General features: G+C 58.3%; 14 protein-coding genes. 11 read left to right on the top strand and 3 right to left on the bottom strand.

What is annotated here, in order from left to right; translation table 11 throughout:
- The first annotated feature begins 49 nt into the window (after nucleotides 1-49).
- Nucleotides 50-997 (top strand): lipoyl synthase, encoded by a 948-nt coding sequence (gene lipA, locus D1223_RS11975; protein WP_119376661.1) that lies wholly within the window; start codon nucleotides 50-52, stop codon nucleotides 995-997.
- Complete coding sequence (locus D1223_RS11980) at nucleotides 942-1460, top strand: type II toxin-antitoxin system RatA family toxin (protein WP_119376662.1); 519 nt, start codon at nucleotides 942-944, stop codon at nucleotides 1458-1460. Before lipA ends, D1223_RS11980 begins: the two co-directional genes overlap by 56 nt.
- Here the strand turns inward: D1223_RS11980 and D1223_RS11985 are convergent.
- Nucleotides 1457-1948, bottom strand: coding sequence for a CinA family protein (locus D1223_RS11985; protein WP_119376663.1), 492 nt, complete (start codon nucleotides 1946-1948; stop codon nucleotides 1457-1459). The two genes, D1223_RS11980 and D1223_RS11985, sit on opposite strands and share 4 nt — an antisense overlap.
- Nucleotides 1949-1958: 10 nt before the next feature.
- Nucleotides 1959-3155 carry a bifunctional 2-C-methyl-D-erythritol 4-phosphate cytidylyltransferase/2-C-methyl-D-erythritol 2,4-cyclodiphosphate synthase gene (locus D1223_RS11990; RefSeq protein WP_325051224.1) on the bottom strand — a complete coding sequence of 399 codons (1197 nt, stop codon included), beginning with the start codon at nucleotides 3153-3155 and terminating at the stop codon, nucleotides 1959-1961.
- Nucleotides 3156-3261: 106 nt separating this feature from the next.
- Between D1223_RS11990 and D1223_RS11995 the strand changes: the two genes are divergently transcribed.
- The 9 genes from D1223_RS11995 to hflX all read left to right on the top strand — a co-directional run bounded on the left by D1223_RS11995 (nucleotide 3262) and on the right by hflX (nucleotide 14743).
- Nucleotides 3262-4209 (top strand): tRNA dihydrouridine synthase, encoded by a 948-nt coding sequence (locus tag D1223_RS11995; RefSeq protein WP_233353185.1) that lies wholly within the window; start codon nucleotides 3262-3264, stop codon nucleotides 4207-4209.
- Nucleotides 4206-5258: a two-component system sensor histidine kinase NtrB gene (locus D1223_RS12000; RefSeq protein WP_119376666.1), complete on the top strand. Its 1053-nt coding sequence runs from the start codon at nucleotides 4206-4208 to the stop codon at nucleotides 5256-5258. The genes D1223_RS11995 and D1223_RS12000 overlap by 4 nt, the downstream gene beginning before the upstream one ends.
- Nucleotides 5255-6619, top strand: a complete 1365-nt coding sequence (locus D1223_RS12005; protein ID WP_119376667.1) for a sigma 54-interacting transcriptional regulator — start codon at nucleotides 5255-5257, stop codon at nucleotides 6617-6619. Before D1223_RS12000 ends, D1223_RS12005 begins: the two co-directional genes overlap by 4 nt.
- A gap of 76 nt (nucleotides 6620-6695) precedes the next feature.
- Nucleotides 6696-8891, top strand: coding sequence for a sensor histidine kinase NtrY-like (locus D1223_RS12010; protein WP_119376668.1), 2196 nt, complete (start codon nucleotides 6696-6698; stop codon nucleotides 8889-8891).
- Nucleotides 8888-10273, top strand: a complete 1386-nt coding sequence (gene ntrX / locus D1223_RS12015; RefSeq protein ID WP_119376669.1) for a nitrogen assimilation response regulator NtrX — start codon at nucleotides 8888-8890, stop codon at nucleotides 10271-10273. The genes D1223_RS12010 and ntrX overlap by 4 nt, the downstream gene beginning before the upstream one ends.
- Nucleotides 10274-10277: 4 nt before the next feature.
- Entirely contained in the window at nucleotides 10278-11651 is a 1374-nt protein-coding gene (trkA, locus tag D1223_RS12020; protein ID WP_119376670.1) for a Trk system potassium transporter TrkA, read from the top strand.
- A 33-nt stretch (nucleotides 11652-11684) separates the two neighbouring features.
- Nucleotides 11685-13091, top strand: a complete 1407-nt coding sequence (locus D1223_RS12025) for a TrkH family potassium uptake protein (RefSeq protein WP_119376671.1) — start codon at nucleotides 11685-11687, stop codon at nucleotides 13089-13091.
- A gap of 72 nt (nucleotides 13092-13163) precedes the next feature.
- Nucleotides 13164-13418 (top strand): RNA chaperone Hfq, encoded by a 255-nt coding sequence (gene hfq, locus D1223_RS12030; protein WP_119376672.1) that lies wholly within the window; start codon nucleotides 13164-13166, stop codon nucleotides 13416-13418.
- A 44-nt stretch (nucleotides 13419-13462) separates the two neighbouring features.
- Entirely contained in the window at nucleotides 13463-14743 is a 1281-nt protein-coding gene (gene hflX / locus D1223_RS12035) for a GTPase HflX (RefSeq protein WP_233353186.1), read from the top strand.
- Here hflX and tyrS read toward each other — a convergent pair.
- Nucleotides 14740-15993, bottom strand: a complete 1254-nt coding sequence (gene tyrS / locus D1223_RS12040; RefSeq protein ID WP_119376674.1) for a tyrosine--tRNA ligase — start codon at nucleotides 15991-15993, stop codon at nucleotides 14740-14742. The two genes, hflX and tyrS, sit on opposite strands and share 4 nt — an antisense overlap.
- Between the last annotated feature and the right edge of the window lie 16 nt (nucleotides 15994-16009).

Here is a 16009-nt window from a genome sequence, read left to right on the forward strand (position 1 = left end):
TGACGAGATGAGCCTTGCGGCGAGGACCGCATACGTACATTTATAGGCCATGGTTACGATCATAGATGGCAAACCGAAATACAGGCATCCGGAGAAGCGCAACCGGCCTGATACGCCCGTTCTGCGCAAGCCCGACTGGATCCGGGTCAAAGCCCCCACCAGCCGGGGCTTCGCTGAGACGCAGGAAATCGTGAACTCAAAAGGGCTGGTCACGGTATGCCAGGAGGCGGGCTGCCCGAATATTGGCGAGTGCTGGACCAAGAAACACGCGACGATGATGATCCTTGGTGAGGTCTGCACGCGAGCCTGCTCGTTCTGCAACGTGTCCACCGGCAAGCCGTCTCCCGTTGATCCAAGTGAGCCCGAAAGGGTCGCTGAAGCGGTTCGAGAAATGGGGCTGGAGCATGTTGTTATCACCTCGGTCGATCGAGACGACCTAGAGGATGGCGGCGCGATGCATTTCGTCTCCGTTATCGAGGAAATCCGCAAGGCCTCGCCCGGGACCACAATCGAAATTCTGACACCGGATTTCCTGCGCAAGGATGGTTGGGAAAACCGCGTGATCGACGCGCGTCCAGACGTGTTCAACCACAACCTCGAGACGGTTCCACGTCTTTATCTCTCGATCCGCCCGGGCGCGCGCTACTATCATTCCATTCGCCTGCTCGAGCGGGTGAAGCTGCGCGATCCCAATCAGTTCACGAAATCCGGCCTGATGGTCGGTCTTGGTGAGACGAAGGAAGAAGTAATGCAGGTGATGGATGACATGCGCTCTGCCGGCATCGATTTCCTCACAATCGGACAGTACCTCCAGCCAACCCGCAAGCATGCGGCTGTGGAGCGGTTTGTGCATCCGGAAGAGTTCGCGGCCTACGAGGAAATTGCTCGCGCGAAAGGCTTTCTGATGGTGTCAGCATCGCCGCTCACGCGGTCGAGCTATCATGCTGGCGAGGACTTCCAGAAACTGCGAGCCGCACGACTGGCGGCCAACGGCTAGAGATTTGCCCAAACTTTCCAAACAGGTCCGAATTCCGCACAGGGTGGATGACGTCTTTGAGCTTGTCTCGGACATTTCCCGATATCCTGAATTCATCAAGTGGATTCGGTCCATGAAAGTGACCGAGAAGCCGGCTGTCGGTGTCATTAGACGTTTCCGGGGCGAAGCCGATGTCGGCTTCAAGGGATTCTCGGAAGTGTTTTCCACTGATGTCGAAGCCAATCCAGACACTCGAACGATCAATGTTGAACTGGTCCACGGACCGTTTCGTCGCCTCAAGAACCGTTGGAAGCTGGAAGAGGTTTCCGGCGCAGGTACGCGGATTGAGTTCTTTATCGACTACGAATTTCGCAATCCAGTCCTTGCCCTGCTAGCGAGGGCGAACACTGACCTGGCTGTGAACCGCATCATGAAGGCGTTCCAGGATGAAGCCGACAGGCGCTACGGCACGTCCCTCGATTAAGGTATTTGCTCGCGGATCATGTTGAGCGCGGTTTCGAGGCTGGCCATTCGGACCTCGTGCCGGCCGATATCACCAAAGTAGCACGCTTCGTGAAGCACTGCCTTGTTCTCGCGGGCGCAAGCGATGTGAACCGTGCCGACGGGTTTCATTGGTGTGCCGCCGCCCGGGCCTGCGATCCCGGTGATCGCGACAGCGAGGTTGGCACGGCTGGCCTCCAGGGCGCCCTCGGCCATGAGGCGGGCGACAACCTCAGACACCGCGCCATGGTCAGCAATCAGGTCACCGGCAATGCCGAGGACCTCTTCCTTGGCGCGATTTGAGTACGTCACGAACCCTCGCTCGAATACGTCTGACGATCCGCTGAATTCGGTGAACAGACCCGCGAGCAGCCCACCCGTGCAGGATTCGGCGGCGGCGATCTTGACGCGGCGTTCGCGTGCTTCGTCGATCGTTAGAAGGCACAGATTGCGTAGCTTTTCCGGAAACATCTTGTTGCCCCTATGCGTCGTTCTTCGGGCTTACCATGACAACGGCCTGTGCGGCGATGCCTTCGCGGCGACCCGTAAAGCCCAGCCCCTCAGTGGTCGTTGCCTTTATGGACACACCATCAGGGTGAAGCCCGGTGATGGCGGCTGTTTTCTCTCGCATGGCCTGACGGTGTGGCTTTATCTTCGGCGCTTCGCACACGATCGTGAGGTCGCAATTTGTGAGAACCCATCCCCTTTCAGATGCGAGCTTGATGGCGTGTTCCAGAAATACGGCAGAGTCTGCATTCTTCCAGCGCTCATCGCTGGGCGGGAAATGGTCGCCAAGGTCGCCCAGGGCAAGGGCGCCAAAAATCGCATCTGTCAGGGCGTGCCAGCCTACATCGGCATCGGAGTGGCCTTTGAGCGAGCGATCATGGGGAATGCGCACGCCGCAAAGGGTGACGCCGTCTCCCTCCTCAAAGGCGTGAACGTCAAAACCTGATCCGACCCGCATTTTGCCTCCTGTCAGAAGTGTTTCGAGAAGGGCAAAGTCGCCTTCAAACGTGATCTTGTGGAGCTGCGCGCGTCCAGGCGTCAGCGTAACGATTCCACCAGCGGCCTCAATGGCAGACAAGTCATCGACATAGTCTTCAGGCCGTTCCGACAGAGCGGTCCGGATTGCGCCAGCACGGAAAGCCTGAGGGGTCTGGACCCGAAAAAGCTGCTCGCGGTCCACATTGCTTAGCGTCTCGCCGTACTTGCGTTTTAGCGCGTCGTTGACAGGTAGGGCAGGGGCGGCAGCATCGGCGCTCCCCATGGCATCAACCAGCTCGTCAATTACCGACTGTGTAAGGCCAGGCCGGGCAGCGTCATGGATCAGGACCAGGTCGTCATCTTCCGGGGAAAGTTTCTCGAGACCGTTCAGTACGGAGGCAGACCTCGTTTTGCCGCCTGTCGTGTACATCAGTCCCGAGTTGGCGATGTTTTCCAGGCGTTCAGGGGGGCAATCCTGTGGCAGCACAATGATTGTGCGCGAAACGTCGGGGTGGGAGAGAAAGACGTCTGCCGACCAGCGATAGACTGGTCGTCCGGCCAAGGGTTCGAACTGCTTGGGCGTTTGCCTCCCGGTGCGTGATCCGGAGCCAGCCGCGACGATAATGGCGTGAACTTTCATGGCACAAGCCAATAGTCCGGCTGATGCAGGATGGCCACAGCTAACGTTTATCATGAGCAGAAAGCTGGCGCTTGACTATTGTGCAATGCAAAAATCTGATTGAAGAAAAGGTATGGTTAGAGTGCTCAATAATGAGGCAGAACGCGTTTGGCTGGCCCCGATGTCCGGGTCGACTGATGCCGCGTTCCGCCGGCAAGCGGTCAGATTTGGGTGTCCGGCTGTGGTGTCGGAAATGGTTGCCGGTGAAGCGCTCGCCGCAAATCGCAAGGACATGGTTCGCCGAACATGCCGCCATGAGGGGCGAGGGCGCTGGATTGTTCAGCTCGCTGCGCGGCGCCCGGAGGATATGCGCAAGGGCGCTGAACTGCTCGCTGAAGCGGGTGTCGATCAGATTGACATCAATATGGGCTGCCCGTCGCGCCAAGTGACGGGCGGAGCTTCCGGATCGGCGCTAATGCGCGAACCCGATCTGGCGCGCGCCATAATCGATGCGGCCATTGAAGGCGGTCAGGGCGTTCCCGTGTCACTGAAAATGCGACTGGGTTGGGATGATGGACAGCTCAATGCTCCGGATCTGGCGCGGCACGCCGAGCAGGCGGGCGTCGTGATGCTGACGGTGCATGGTCGGACACGCTGCCAGTTCTACAAGGGGCGGGCCAACTGGGTAGCCATCGCCGATACCGTCAACGCCGTGGGCGTCCCCGTCATTGCAAATGGTGATGTCAGCGACACGCCTTCAGCGCTAAATGCCTTGGATCAGTCCGGCGCATACGGCGTGATGATCGGGCGGGCGGCGATGGGCCAGCCCTGGTTGCCAGCAAAAATTGCCGCCGAACTCGAGGGCGGTTTTTACAGAATGCCATCGAGAGCTGAACAGCTGGACAGCCTTATCAGCCAGATTGAGGAAAGCCAGTCCCTCTATGGCAAGTCTCTCGGGCTTCGTATTGTTCGCAAACACGTCGCTGCAGCGATCGACAAGCTAGACGGTCACTGGGATGAGCGCGACCGCCGTGAGACTCGCTCAGCCGCGTGCCAGATCGATTGCGCGAAGGCTCTTTCGTCGATGCTTGCCGATATATTTCTGGAAGAAAGAGGAGTGGCCGCGTGACCCTGGCTGTGAACCTATCGGATGTCGCGCCACTCGCGCTGTTCCAGATCGACGACCGCCGTCGCATCGATGCTGCCAACACAGAGGCGCAGATGCTGCTTGGGCATTCTGAATCCGCCCTTCGAGGTAAGGCGCTCAGTGAATTCATTTATCATGACTCGCCACTGTTCGATCTTCTCGATCGCGTTTTTTCGCAGGACGGCGATGTAAGCGCACATGGAGTCGCGATTTCCGGCCCCGGGGTTTCGGGCAGCCGGACGTTTGATATCAAGCTGCGCCCCGTCCCGCCGCAGGGCGTCGTTATCGCTGTTACTGAATCTGTTGTCAGTGACCGCTCATCTGGCGCAGTCGGGATTTCCGGATTTGGCCGTATCCTTGGGCATGAAGTGAAGAATCCGCTGGCCGGGATCTCTGGAGCCGCGCAGCTATTGTTGCGAACGGCCGACGAGGAGCAGGCTTCCTTGCTGAATGTCATCAGAAGCGAGGCCAGCCGGATCGAACGTCTTGTCACGCGACTGTCCGCGTTTGAGCTTTTCTCCGCTCCGCGACGCGACAAGTTCAACATCCATGAGCTGCTCGACAAGGTCTTGCTCGCCGAAGAGGCTGCGCACGGCGGTAAGATTGCCTTGAAGCGCGCCTACGATCCTTCACTGCCCGAAATCTACGGAGACGAGGATCATCTCCACGAGGCGTTCCAGAACATCGTCCGAAATGCGGCAGAAGCGGCGGCGGAAGTGCCGGGTCAGGGACAGATTACGCTCCAGACCGCGTTCGAAACCGGGTTTGCTTTTTCCAAGACGCGAAACGCCAAGCGGCTGCAACGCGCCATCCGCATTACAGTAGAAGACAATGGCAAGGGCATTCCGCCGCGCGCCAGAGAGCAGATGTTCGACATGTTTTCCTCGACCAAGGCTGGCGGACGAGGACTTGGCCTGAGCGTTGTATCTGAAGTGATTTCAGCGCATGAAGGTCGGATCAAAGTCGAGAGCAGGCCGGGTCAGACCCGGTTTTCCGTATACCTTCCCATGAAGCGGGACAATTTGGCATGAGTCAGAAGACAATCCTTCTCGCAGAAGACGACGCCAGTATTCGTCTGGTCGTGAACCAGACGCTGGTCACCGCGGGCTATCAGGTGCGCGCAACCAGTTCGGCTGATGCGTTGGAGCGCTGGATCCGCAATGGAGAAGGCGACGTGGTCGTTACGGATGTCTATCTCGGCGACACCGCGATCTTCGAATTATTGCCATCAATCAAGCTTGCCCGGCCAGAGCTACCGGTGATCGTCATGAGCGGGCAGAATACCATTTTGACGGCTGCGTCAGCGGCCCGGCATGGTGTCTATGACTATCTCCCAAAGCCTTTCGATATCGATCAGCTGACCAATCTCGTCGGGCGGGCGCTCAAGGGGCCGCCGAAAAAGGATGCGGCCACTCGGGCTGGGAAGGGGGATGCTGAGACAAACCTCCCGCTGATTGGCCGGTCCGATCCGATGCAGGAAGTCTATCGCATCATTTCCCGCGTAATGAATACGGATCTGACGGTCCTTATCGAGGGCGAGTCGGGAACCGGAAAGGAACTTGCCGCGCGGGCGATCCACCAGTTGGGCTCCGGCGAGCGTGGAGTCTTCAAGGCACTCGACCTCGCGGCGATGCCGACGGAACAGATCAGCAAGGACCTGTTCGGCACGCCGGAAGAGCCAGGCCTCGCCTTCCAGGAAGATGCAACGCTTTACCTGGACGAGATCGGCGATCTTCCGGCTGAAGCGCAGACCCAACTCGTCAAGCTGATGCGCGAAGCGGGCGGCGCCCGGATCATAGCGTCGACGCGCCAGCCACTCGCCAAGCTCGTAGACAATGGCGATTTTCGCGAAGACCTGTTTTACCGCATCAACGTCGTGCGGATCTTCATGCCGCCGCTCCGCCAGCGCAAAGAGGATATTCCGGAACTCGTGCGTGCATTCCTGCTTCGGGCTCAGCGAAAGGGGCTCGCGGCCAAGCAAATCGAGCCCGCGGCGATGGACCTGATGATGGCCTATGACTGGCCCGGCAATGTGCGGGAGCTTGAAAACCTGATCATGCGCCTTGCGGCCCTCAGTCCCGACCCGGTCATTTCGCAGCGCGATATCGAGCGCGAGCTACGCGCAGAGGCGCTGAAAGACATCTCGTCGAATACGTCCTTCGAAAAGGAAGTCGAGACCCTCCTGCACCGCTACATCATGGCCGATCTTCTCCAAGCGTCTCCTGACGATAGCAAAATCCATCAGGAAGTCCTTGAGCAGGTTGAACGGCCTTTGATAAAGCTCGCACTTTCAGTGACTTCGGGCAACAAACTCAGGACGGCAGCCTTGCTGGGCGTAAACCGAAACACGCTTCGTGCACGAATAAACTCACTTGGTTTGGCAGACGACTGATTGACCTGACGCCTGAGTGTTGCTCTAAATCCTCAGTGTTGCAGCCTGGGCACAGGCTTAGCTGCGAGGGTTTAGTTTGGTCGGGTTCCTGAAATCCAACAACGCCCAGTCGGGATGGACGCTGTTCCAGTGGTTGTTCCTGATTGCCGCGTTTCTCGCTGCGACCGTAACGTTTGTAGCTGTTTCCGATATGGATCCGATCGACCCGGTCAGCCGGGACGTCCAGGTCCTGCTGATCGTCAATACGGTCATTATTGGCATACTCGCCCTGATCATCGCCCAGCGCTACATGGCGACCCGGAACGACAAGCGGGGCGAGGGCGGAGAGCGGCTTGCGCGGCGCTTCCTGCTGCTGTTTGGTTTTTCCGCGGCCATTCCGGCTCTGGTCGTATCGCTGTTCCTCTGGGCTGCCATCACGCGCGGTTTCGATACCTGGTTCGGTGAGCGGATCGTCACGCTGGTTGAGCAGACGGCAGCCGTCGCTCAGGAAAATGTCCAGGAGTTCAGCGACATCCTTGAGCAGGACACCCGCCTGATGGCGACTGACGTGAACAATGCGCTGCAGGGGCTGACGGAAGACCCCGAACGTTTTTCATCCTATCTCGGCATCCAGGCTTATGTGCGGAACATGCCCGCTGCATATGTGATTGATGACAAGGGTATCCCCCTGGCGATTGGGGAGAATGCCGGTGGGAGCGGATATTTCCGCCGACCTACCAACGAGATGTTCGACGAGGCCGACCAGGGAGAAGTTATCCTTTCACTTCAGGAAGGCGAGGGCTTCGCCAGTTCGCTGGTCAAGCTTGACGGTATGGAGGATGCCTATCTCTATCTCGCAAAGCCTCTCGATAGAGACGCCTTTGCTCGCCTTCGCCGGGCCGAGCAAGCATTGGAAGAATATCGGATCGCCGGGCAACTGAGTTCGCGGTCGCAGGCGCTGTTCGTCGTTGCCTACGGGCAGATTGTAGCGCTGGTCCTGCTCCTGGCCGTGCGCCTGGCGCTTGAAGCCGCGAGCCGGATCACCGGCCCGATTGGCCGGCTTGCCAGTGCGGCCCAGTCGGTTCGTGACGGTAACCTCGATGTTCGGGTTCCCTTGCCCGGCAGCAAGGATGAGGTTCGCGCGCTCAGCCGCTCTTTCAACGTCATGACGGAACAACTTGGTGCCCAGCGCTCGGCGCTTGAAACAGCCCGGGAAGACGCTGAGCACCGTCGGCTGTTTCTCGAGACGCTCCTGGAGGAGGTCAGCGCCGGCGTCGTGCGGGTCGACGAGTCGTTCAGGATCACACTGGCGAATCCGTCGGCTCACAAGCTTCTGGGTTGGGAAGAACCTCTTGAGGGGCAGCTGCTGGGCGACGTAGCGCCGGCATTCGACCGGTATTCGACCGATGCGGCGTCGACCGGGCATCCTGTAGATGCGTCTATCGATGTCAGTGAGCCGAACGGCCACAGGCACTTCCGCCTGAAGATCGCCCGCGATACGACGGGAGGGCTCGTCCTTACCTTCGATGATGCGACACGCCTGGTGAATGCGCAGCGTCAGCTGGCCTGGCGTGATGTGGCGCGCCGCATTGCGCACGAGATACGGAACCCGCTCACGCCGATCCAGCTTTCGGCCGAGCGTCTTCGGCGTCGTTACACGAAGTACATCCCGGAAGACGATGTCGTTTTTGAAAGGTGCACGGACACCATACTACGGCAAGTGAACGACATCGGCCGGATGGTCGAGGAGTTTTCGGGCTTCGCGCGGATGCCTAAGCCGACACTGAAGAGCTTTGATCTTGCATCCTTGCTCGACGAGACCGGCTTTGCCCAACATGTGGTCAGCCCGGAGATATCGGTTGAGGCACACCATTCGAGCAACCCTCTTATCGTCTCCGGTGATGAGCGTCTTCTCGCGCAGGCGATCGGCAATATCGTCAAGAATGCTGCGGAAGCGATTGATGGCCTGCCACCGGGGGAAGAGACGCAGGGCCTGATCGAAATTTCGACGGATGATCTGGGCGACTCTGTCGAGATTATCATAGAAGATAATGGTCCCGGCTTCCCCGAAGCGGCCCGGGACCGTTTGTTGGAACCCTATGTTACAACGCGTGAAAAAGGCACCGGGCTTGGCCTGGCAATCGTCAACCGGATCATCATGGATCACGGCGGATCGATTGCGCTGGAGGGCCGGTCGGATGGGCTTCAGGGCGCACGCGTGCGGATCGTTCTACCAAAGCAGAGCGATCTTGTTTCCATGGGGGATGTAGAGATTGCGGAGGCCCCACAATGACCAGTGACATTCTAATCATCGACGACGAACCGGATATCCGGGAGCTCATTTCGGGCGTTCTGGAGGATGAGAACTACTCCGTCCGTAGTGCTGCGACCGCCGAAAAGGCGCTCGAAGAAGTCAGGATGCGGGCACCGGGCCTGGTAATCCTCGATGTCTGGCTGCAAGGCAGCGACATGGATGGCCTGTCGCTTCTGAAGTATCTCAAATCGATCGATCCATTGATTCCGGTCATCGTCATCAGTGGTCACGGAAACATTGAAACAGCCGTCGCCGCAATTCGTCGGGGCGCTTATGATTTCATCGAGAAGCCTTTCAAGGCAGACCGACTCCTCCATCTGGTCGAAAGAGCGCTGGAGTCGACGGCTCTCAAGCGTGAAAACGCCTCGCTGAAGACGCTCGTTGTAAGCAGTGACGACTGGATCGGCTCCAGTGCGGCGGCGACGGCGCTACGGTCCTCGATTGGCAAAGTCGGACCGACGAATTCGCGGGTCATGATCCTCGGCCCTGCAGGTGCGGGCAAGGAACTCACGGCTCGCCTTATTCATGCGCATTCAAACCGGAATGATGGACCGTTCGTTGTCGTCAGCGCCGCCAATATCGCGCCAGACCGCATGGAGCAGGAACTCTTCGGTGAAGAGGACAATGATGGGCGTCCCCGTCGCATTGGACTTTTCGAAAAAGCCCATGACGGGACACTACTGCTCGATGAAGTCGCGGATATGCCGCTTGGCACGCAGAACAAGATCCTGAGGGTGCTGACGGAGCAGCGTTTCCAGCGCGTGGGTGGGAAGTCTGATGTGCGGGTCGACGTCAGGGTGATGTCGGCATCGACCAAGGATCTCAAGGAAGAGATCGAGGCAGGTCGTTTCCGGGAGGACCTGTATTACCGGCTAAGCGTTGTTCCTATCAAGGTGCCGTCGCTCGCCGAACGGCGGGACGATATTCCACTGTTGATCGACCATTTCACAGCGCGCATTGCGGATAGTTCGGGGCTAAATCCGCGGCAGTTCTCTCCCGAAGCTATAGCCGTCCTGCAGTCGATGGACTGGCCCGGTAACGTTCGTCAGCTGAAGAACCTTGTCGAGCGCATCCTGATCCTTTCGCCAAACGATACACGGCGACCGGTATCCGTTGATGAACTGCCCCAGGATCGTCAGGCCCTAAGTGGCAAAGGGCCGTCAGCCTCCAGTGAGCTCGTTGGCCTATCCCTACGCGACGCGCGCGAGCAGTTTGAGCGGGAATATCTCACCCTGCAGATCACGCGTTTTGATGGGAACATCTCCCGGACAGCCGAGTTCATCGGCATGGAACGTTCCGCGCTTCATAGAAAATTGAAGGCTCTTGGTGTAAACGCCTCGGCGAATCGTTCGGAAGCCTGATTATATGCATGTCATCATCTGCGGCGCAGGCCGCGTCGGTCAGGGGATTGCCCGCCGGCTGGCGCGCGAAAACCATCATATTATCATGGTCGATCAGGATGAGCGCCTGATTGATCTGGTTCAGACCGAACTCGACGTCCGAGCGCTCCGGGGACATGCTGGACACCCGGAGGTCTTGAAAGCGGCCGGCGCAGATACCTGCGACATGATTATCGCGGTGACATACTCGGATGAAATCAACATGGTGATCTGCCAGGTCGCCGACACGCTGTTTTCGGTTCCGAACAAGATCGCGCGCGTTCGGGCCCAGCAATACCTTCAACCGGGTTGGCGGTCGCTTTTTTCGCGTGAAGGCCTCGGAATAGACCTTGTCATTTCGCCGGAAATCGAAGTTGGCGACGCTATATTGCAGCGCTTCAAGACGCCCGGCGCGGTGATGAGCGTGAATTTCGGTCGCAGCGATGTCCAGCTTGTCGGGCTTGAAGTGCAGGAAGATAGTCCGGTCCTCGATACGGCACTGGACCAGATTCAGGGCCTGTTTCCTAGCCTGAATGCGCGGGTTGTTGGTATCAGCCGCGCCGGCACCGTCTTTGCGCCGCGCGGTAATGATAATCTCCTCGTCGGCGATACGGCCTATGTCGCTGTCCTGAAGTCTCACGCTCACAGGCTGAATAGCATTTTCAACCGGCCGGAAGCTGATATGCGCCGGGTCGTTGTTGTCGGTGGTGGCAATGTGGGCCTGTACGTCGCGGCGGGCCTGGAAAAGCAGTCGGATGTCCGCGTCCGAGTTATAGAATCCAATATTGATCAGGCAGAGGCAGCCGTTTCGAGGCTCAACAGGACAATTGTCATCAACGGCGATGGACTGAGCCGGAACATCCTAGAAGAAGCCGATGCACCGACCGCGGACCTTGTGATCGCGACGACCCATGATGACAAGGCCAACATACTGATCTCGAAACTGGCCAAGCAACTTGGCGCGAAACGGTCCCTGGCCCTGGTTAATGCGCCAGAACTGGCCCGCCTCGCTCGCGAGATGGGGGTGGATGCGGTTCTCGACCCAAAAGCGCTGACGGTGTCACGAATCCTGATGAAAATGCGCAGGGGACGGATATTGGCGCTGCAGTCCCTCGAGGATGGCGCTGCGGAGATTGCAGAGGGCGTGACACTTGAGACCTCGCCGCTGATTGGTAAATCGCTTGGATATGATGCGCTACCCAAGGGTATTACAGCTGCTGCTATTCTGAGAGAAAACGAGGTCATTTTCGCGGGCCCCGATGTGCGGCCTCGGGCGAATGACCATGTCCTGCTATTCTACGAGCAGAGCCTGACCAGTAAAGTTGAGCAGTTTTTCCGGGTCAGCGCTGACTTTTTCTAGTCCGGTTAACGTGTCCATTCGGAGATCCCGTGTATGAATTTCTCCGCTCTCATCCGGATGCTTTCATTCAGCACTCTTCTGTTCTCCGGGGGAATGATTGTCTGCGCGCTCGCAGCGTTGATTGCTGGTGAGACGACCCAGTTACTCGTGTTCCTTGTGACGGCAATCCTGATGTCGACACTCGCCGCTGCAGCACTTGTGCTGACAGGCACGCCGCGTCGCCGTGCCCAGCCATCTGACGGCCTGGCATTCATGGTCATCTTCTGGTTCGTCATGGCGCTGGTCAGTGCGCCGCCGTTTCTCATGGGGGTTGCAAATTCCAGCGTGATTACGGCGATACATGAGGCTGTTTCCTGCCTGAGCACGACAGGTCACACCGCATTTGACCCTTCAAACGGACCTTGGCCCGCGTCGCTGGTATTGTGGAGAGCGATCCTCAATCTGGCAGGAGCAGTCGCGACAATCACGTTCGCGGCCACTGTACTGGCTGCATTGAACCTGGATGGTCCAGGCATTCACCGCACACATCTCTTCAGCCTTTCAGATGAGAGTTTCTTCGATTCAATGCCGCGCGTTCTGAGAATGACGGTCATGGTTATGGCGATCTGCGTGCTGATCGTTTTCGCGATTGAGGTAATCGGCGGTATCCCGCCACACACCGCTTTTCTGGACGCCGCCAGTGCCTTCAGCACTGGGCTCGCAGATCCGGCAGGGCACCAAGTCGATGTTACCCGGCACGTGCGGGCGTTCGCCCTGTTCCTTGGTCTGCTGATGGGATCGCTGGGGCTATTCTTCCTGCTGCAAGTCGGCTCCGGCAATCTGAGTGCTTGGATCCGCGATCCGGAGCTTGGCACGCTCCTGGTCGCCATAGCGGTCTTTGCCATCCTCGCGGCCTTCTGTGGTCTGTCCTTCTTCAATGCGATCGGTTGGGCCGTATCGGCGATCTCGACGAGTGGTATTGCGCTGGTTTCCCCTTCGTCTACCCATGCATTGCCGCTGGCCTTGCAGCTTGCGCCCCCGCTCATTGGTGGCGCGGCATTGTCGACGACGGGCGGTATCAAGCTTGCCAGGATTTACGTTCTCAGCCGCAGGGTCGGGCAGGAGTTTGTGCGAATGGGATACCGGCAGTCGTTGCTGACATTTGAGTTTCGGCGCCGCATTCAGTCTGACCGCACGATCATGGGAGTCTGGGTGTATCTTGTCGCTTACATTATGGCGTGTGTTGGAGGTCTGCTTCTGTTTTCGTTTTCCGGGTCGGGATTTGAAAACGCTATCTCCAACACGGTAGGAAGTTTGACGAATTCGGCTCATCTGGTCGACGTCCAGGACCTGCCAGGTGATCGGGTGACGCAGGTCTGGCTGATTTTGGGCATGATATTGGGCAGACTCGAAGTACTTGCCTTCATTCCGCTATTTACTGCATCATTTTGGCATCGCTGACGTGTCAGCTATTGCCAAGAATTGGCAATCCAGATAGCGCCAGCGAAAACGTATAGCGAACAGGCAAATAAAATGTCGGCAGATAAAAAACAGAACTTGCAGGACACGTTTCTGAACGCAGTCCGAAAATCCCGGACTCCACTCACCATATTCCTGGTCAACGGTGTCAAACTTCAAGGCGTTGTCACCTGGTTCGACAATTTTTGCGTCTTGCTGCGCGGCGATGGCCGTCCTCCGCAACTTGTTTACAAGCACGCGATATCGACGATCGCGCCGGGCGCGCCCGTGCAGCTGTTCGATGAGACTGCAGATTCGGATTCTGATTGACGTCCGACCTGGTAGACCACACGCCACCGGAAGAACGGGCCGGCGTGGTCATTCCTTGGACGCAACCCTCCGAGCGTCCTGACAGGGACCGCCTGTCTGAAACGGCCGGCCTTGTTGAGGCCCTTGGGTGCAACTTGGCATTTCTGCGAAGCGAAAACGTTCGCAATCCGAGTGCGTCCCACCTGCTTTCAGGCGGTATCCTTGCGCGTCTGGCCGAGGATATTGCGTCCGCCGGCTGCACAATGTGTGTTGTCGATGCGGCGCTCACCCCGGTTCAACAGAGAAACCTGGAACGTGCGCTCAATTGTAAGGTCATCGACCGAACAGGCCTGATTCTTGAAATTTTCGGCCTCCGGGCGCGAACCAAGGAAGGCAAGCTCCAGGTCGAGCTTGCCCGCCTTTCCTATGAGCGCTCGCGCCTTGTGCGAACCTGGACGCACCTCGAACGCCAGCGTGGTGGCGGCGGATTTCTGGGCGGCCCAGGCGAAACGCAGCTGGAATCTGACCGGCGCATGTTGGACAGGCAACTGGAGTCCCTGAAGGCTGAACTTGAAGAGGTTCGCCGGACTCGCGGTCTGCAGCGTTCAGGACGGCGCGATGCTGGTTTCCCAGTGATCGCGCTTGTCGGGTACACGAATGCTGGAAAGTCGACCCTGTTCAACAGGCTGACGGGAGCGAACGTTTTCGCGCGTGACATGCCGTTCGCCACATTGGACCCGACCATCCGCCGGTTCGACTTGCCGGGTATGGGCGATGCCGCGCTCGTTGATACGGTCGGGTTTATTTCTGATCTCCCGACCCACCTGATCGACAGTTTCCGGGCCACACTCGAGGAGACGCTTGAAGCAGATCTGCTGGTCCACGTACGGGACCGCTCCAATGAGGCTGACGAGGAAAGAAAACGCGATGTCCTTCAGGTGCTGACGCATTTGCAGAAGGAGAGCGGCGCGCCACTGCCGCCGATCATCGAAGCCTGGAACAAGGTGGATTTGCTGCCCGCCGACATTCAGGACACTCTTCGCATGTCGGCGCGGGCGGACCTTGGCGAAACGCCAGCCGTGGTTACGTCCGCCCTGACGGGTGAGGGGCTCGATGAACTGCTGGAGCTGATTGTCCAGTCAATCCGAGAGGAATTGCAGGCCTATGTGGTCCGCCTCGCGCCAAGCGACGGTGCTGCTCGAGCCTGGCTGCATGAACATGGATCCGTTCTCGAGGAAACCTTCCTTGCAGATGGCGACGTGCAGCTGCGTGTCGGTTTGAGCGACAAGTATCGCGGTCGCTTCCAACACAGTTTTGAAGCGATCGAGTTGAGGCCCCAAACTTAGACTGGCTTGATCAGCGCGTGGCGTTTCTTTCCGGCTGAGAGCTTTATGGACCCGTTATCGCTGATATCAGCCGAGGTCAGGACCGCATTCTGGTCGCTAACAACAATATCGTTGACCCTGGCTGCACCTTGCTTGATCAAGCGCCGAGCCTCTCCGTTCGATTGGCTCAAACCAGCCTCGGTGAAAGCCGCCGCTACGAGTATTCCATCGTCGAGAGACGCTCGCGATACTTCGGCGGTGGGCAGCGCCTCATCTGAATTGCCGGCACCAAAAACGGCTTGGGCCGCCCGTTCAGCTTCGGCGGCTGCGTCGGCGCCGTGAAGGAGCGTAGTTGCTGCATTGGCGAGCGCAATCTTTGCCGAGTTGATCTCGGCACCTTCCAAGCCTTCCAGGCGTTCAATTTCTTCAATCGTCAGGTCAGTGAAAAGGCGCAGGAACCGCCCCACATCAGCGTCTTCCGTGTTCCTCCAGAATTGCCAGTATTCGTAAGGTGAACGACGGTCGGCATTCAGCCAGACCGCGCCGTCCGCAGTCTTGCCCATCTTTCCGCCGGATGCTGTCGTAATGAGGTGTGCGGTCAGGCCATACGCCTCACCGCCATCGGCTTTGTGAACCAGGTCAACACCGCCAAGGATGTTTCCCCATTGGTCGGAGCCGCCAAGCTGCAGACGGCAATCATGCCGCCGGAACAGCTCAAGGAAATCGTATGACTGGAGCAGGAGATAATTGAACTCCAGGAAGGTGTAAGGCTGCTCATTGGCAAGGCGGCGCGCTACTGTGTCCTGCTTGACCATCGTATTGATCGTGAAATGCACACCAATTTCGCGAAGCACCTCAATGTAACCGAGCCTGTCCAGCCAGTCGGCATTGTTGACGATAATTGCGTCTGTCGGACCGTCGCCAAAGGTGAGAAAAGGCTCGAACGCCTTCCGAATTCCGGCGATGTTTGCATTGATCTGTTCATTGGTGAGAAGCGGCCTGGACTTCTCCTTGTCCGTCGGATCGCCGATCTTGGTCGTGCCGCCCCCCATGAGAACAATCGGCTTGCCGCCGCTTTTCTGCAGGTGCCGAAGCATCATGATCTGGAGCAGCGATCCCACATGAAGGCTGTCGGCAGTCGCGTCGAATCCGATGTAAGCTATGGGGGTGCCAGATGCGCAATACTCATCCAGCGCTTCCGGATGTGTAATCTGCTTGGTGAATCCGCGTTCCTCGAGTGTTGTAAGAAACTCAGATTTGAACTGGCTCATCGGCGCGACTCCTTGA

Origin of the sequence: Henriciella mobilis (genome assembly GCF_003576285.1) — a bacterium.
GTDB classification, from domain to species: domain Bacteria; phylum Pseudomonadota; class Alphaproteobacteria; order Caulobacterales; family Hyphomonadaceae; genus Henriciella; species Henriciella mobilis.

What these genes read in the sequence shown, in the direction of transcription:
- D1223_RS12025 (WP_119376671.1), top strand. Translation starts at nt 11,685, where the DNA reads ATGAATTTCTCCGCTCTCATCCGGATGCTTTCATTCAGCACTCTTCTG.
- lipA (WP_119376661.1), top strand. Translation starts at nt 50, where the DNA reads ATGGTTACGATCATAGATGGCAAACCGAAATACAGGCATCCGGAGAAG.
- tyrS (WP_119376674.1), bottom strand. Translation starts at nt 15,993, where the DNA reads ATGAGCCAGTTCAAATCTGAGTTTCTTACAACACTCGAGGAACGCGGA.
- trkA (WP_119376670.1), top strand. Translation starts at nt 10,278, where the DNA reads ATGCATGTCATCATCTGCGGCGCAGGCCGCGTCGGTCAGGGGATTGCC.
- D1223_RS11985 (WP_119376663.1), bottom strand. Translation starts at nt 1,948, where the DNA reads ATGTTTCCGGAAAAGCTACGCAATCTGTGCCTTCTAACGATCGACGAA.
- D1223_RS11990 (WP_325051224.1), bottom strand. Translation starts at nt 3,155, where the DNA reads ATGATAAACGTTAGCTGTGGCCATCCTGCATCAGCCGGACTATTGGCT.
- D1223_RS11995 (WP_233353185.1), top strand. Translation starts at nt 3,262, where the DNA reads ATGTCCGGGTCGACTGATGCCGCGTTCCGCCGGCAAGCGGTCAGATTT.
- hfq (WP_119376672.1), top strand. Translation starts at nt 13,164, where the DNA reads ATGTCGGCAGATAAAAAACAGAACTTGCAGGACACGTTTCTGAACGCA.
- D1223_RS12005 (WP_119376667.1), top strand. Translation starts at nt 5,255, where the DNA reads ATGAGTCAGAAGACAATCCTTCTCGCAGAAGACGACGCCAGTATTCGT.
- ntrX (WP_119376669.1), top strand. Translation starts at nt 8,888, where the DNA reads ATGACCAGTGACATTCTAATCATCGACGACGAACCGGATATCCGGGAG.
- D1223_RS11980 (WP_119376662.1), top strand. Translation starts at nt 942, where the DNA reads ATGCTGGCGAGGACTTCCAGAAACTGCGAGCCGCACGACTGGCGGCCA.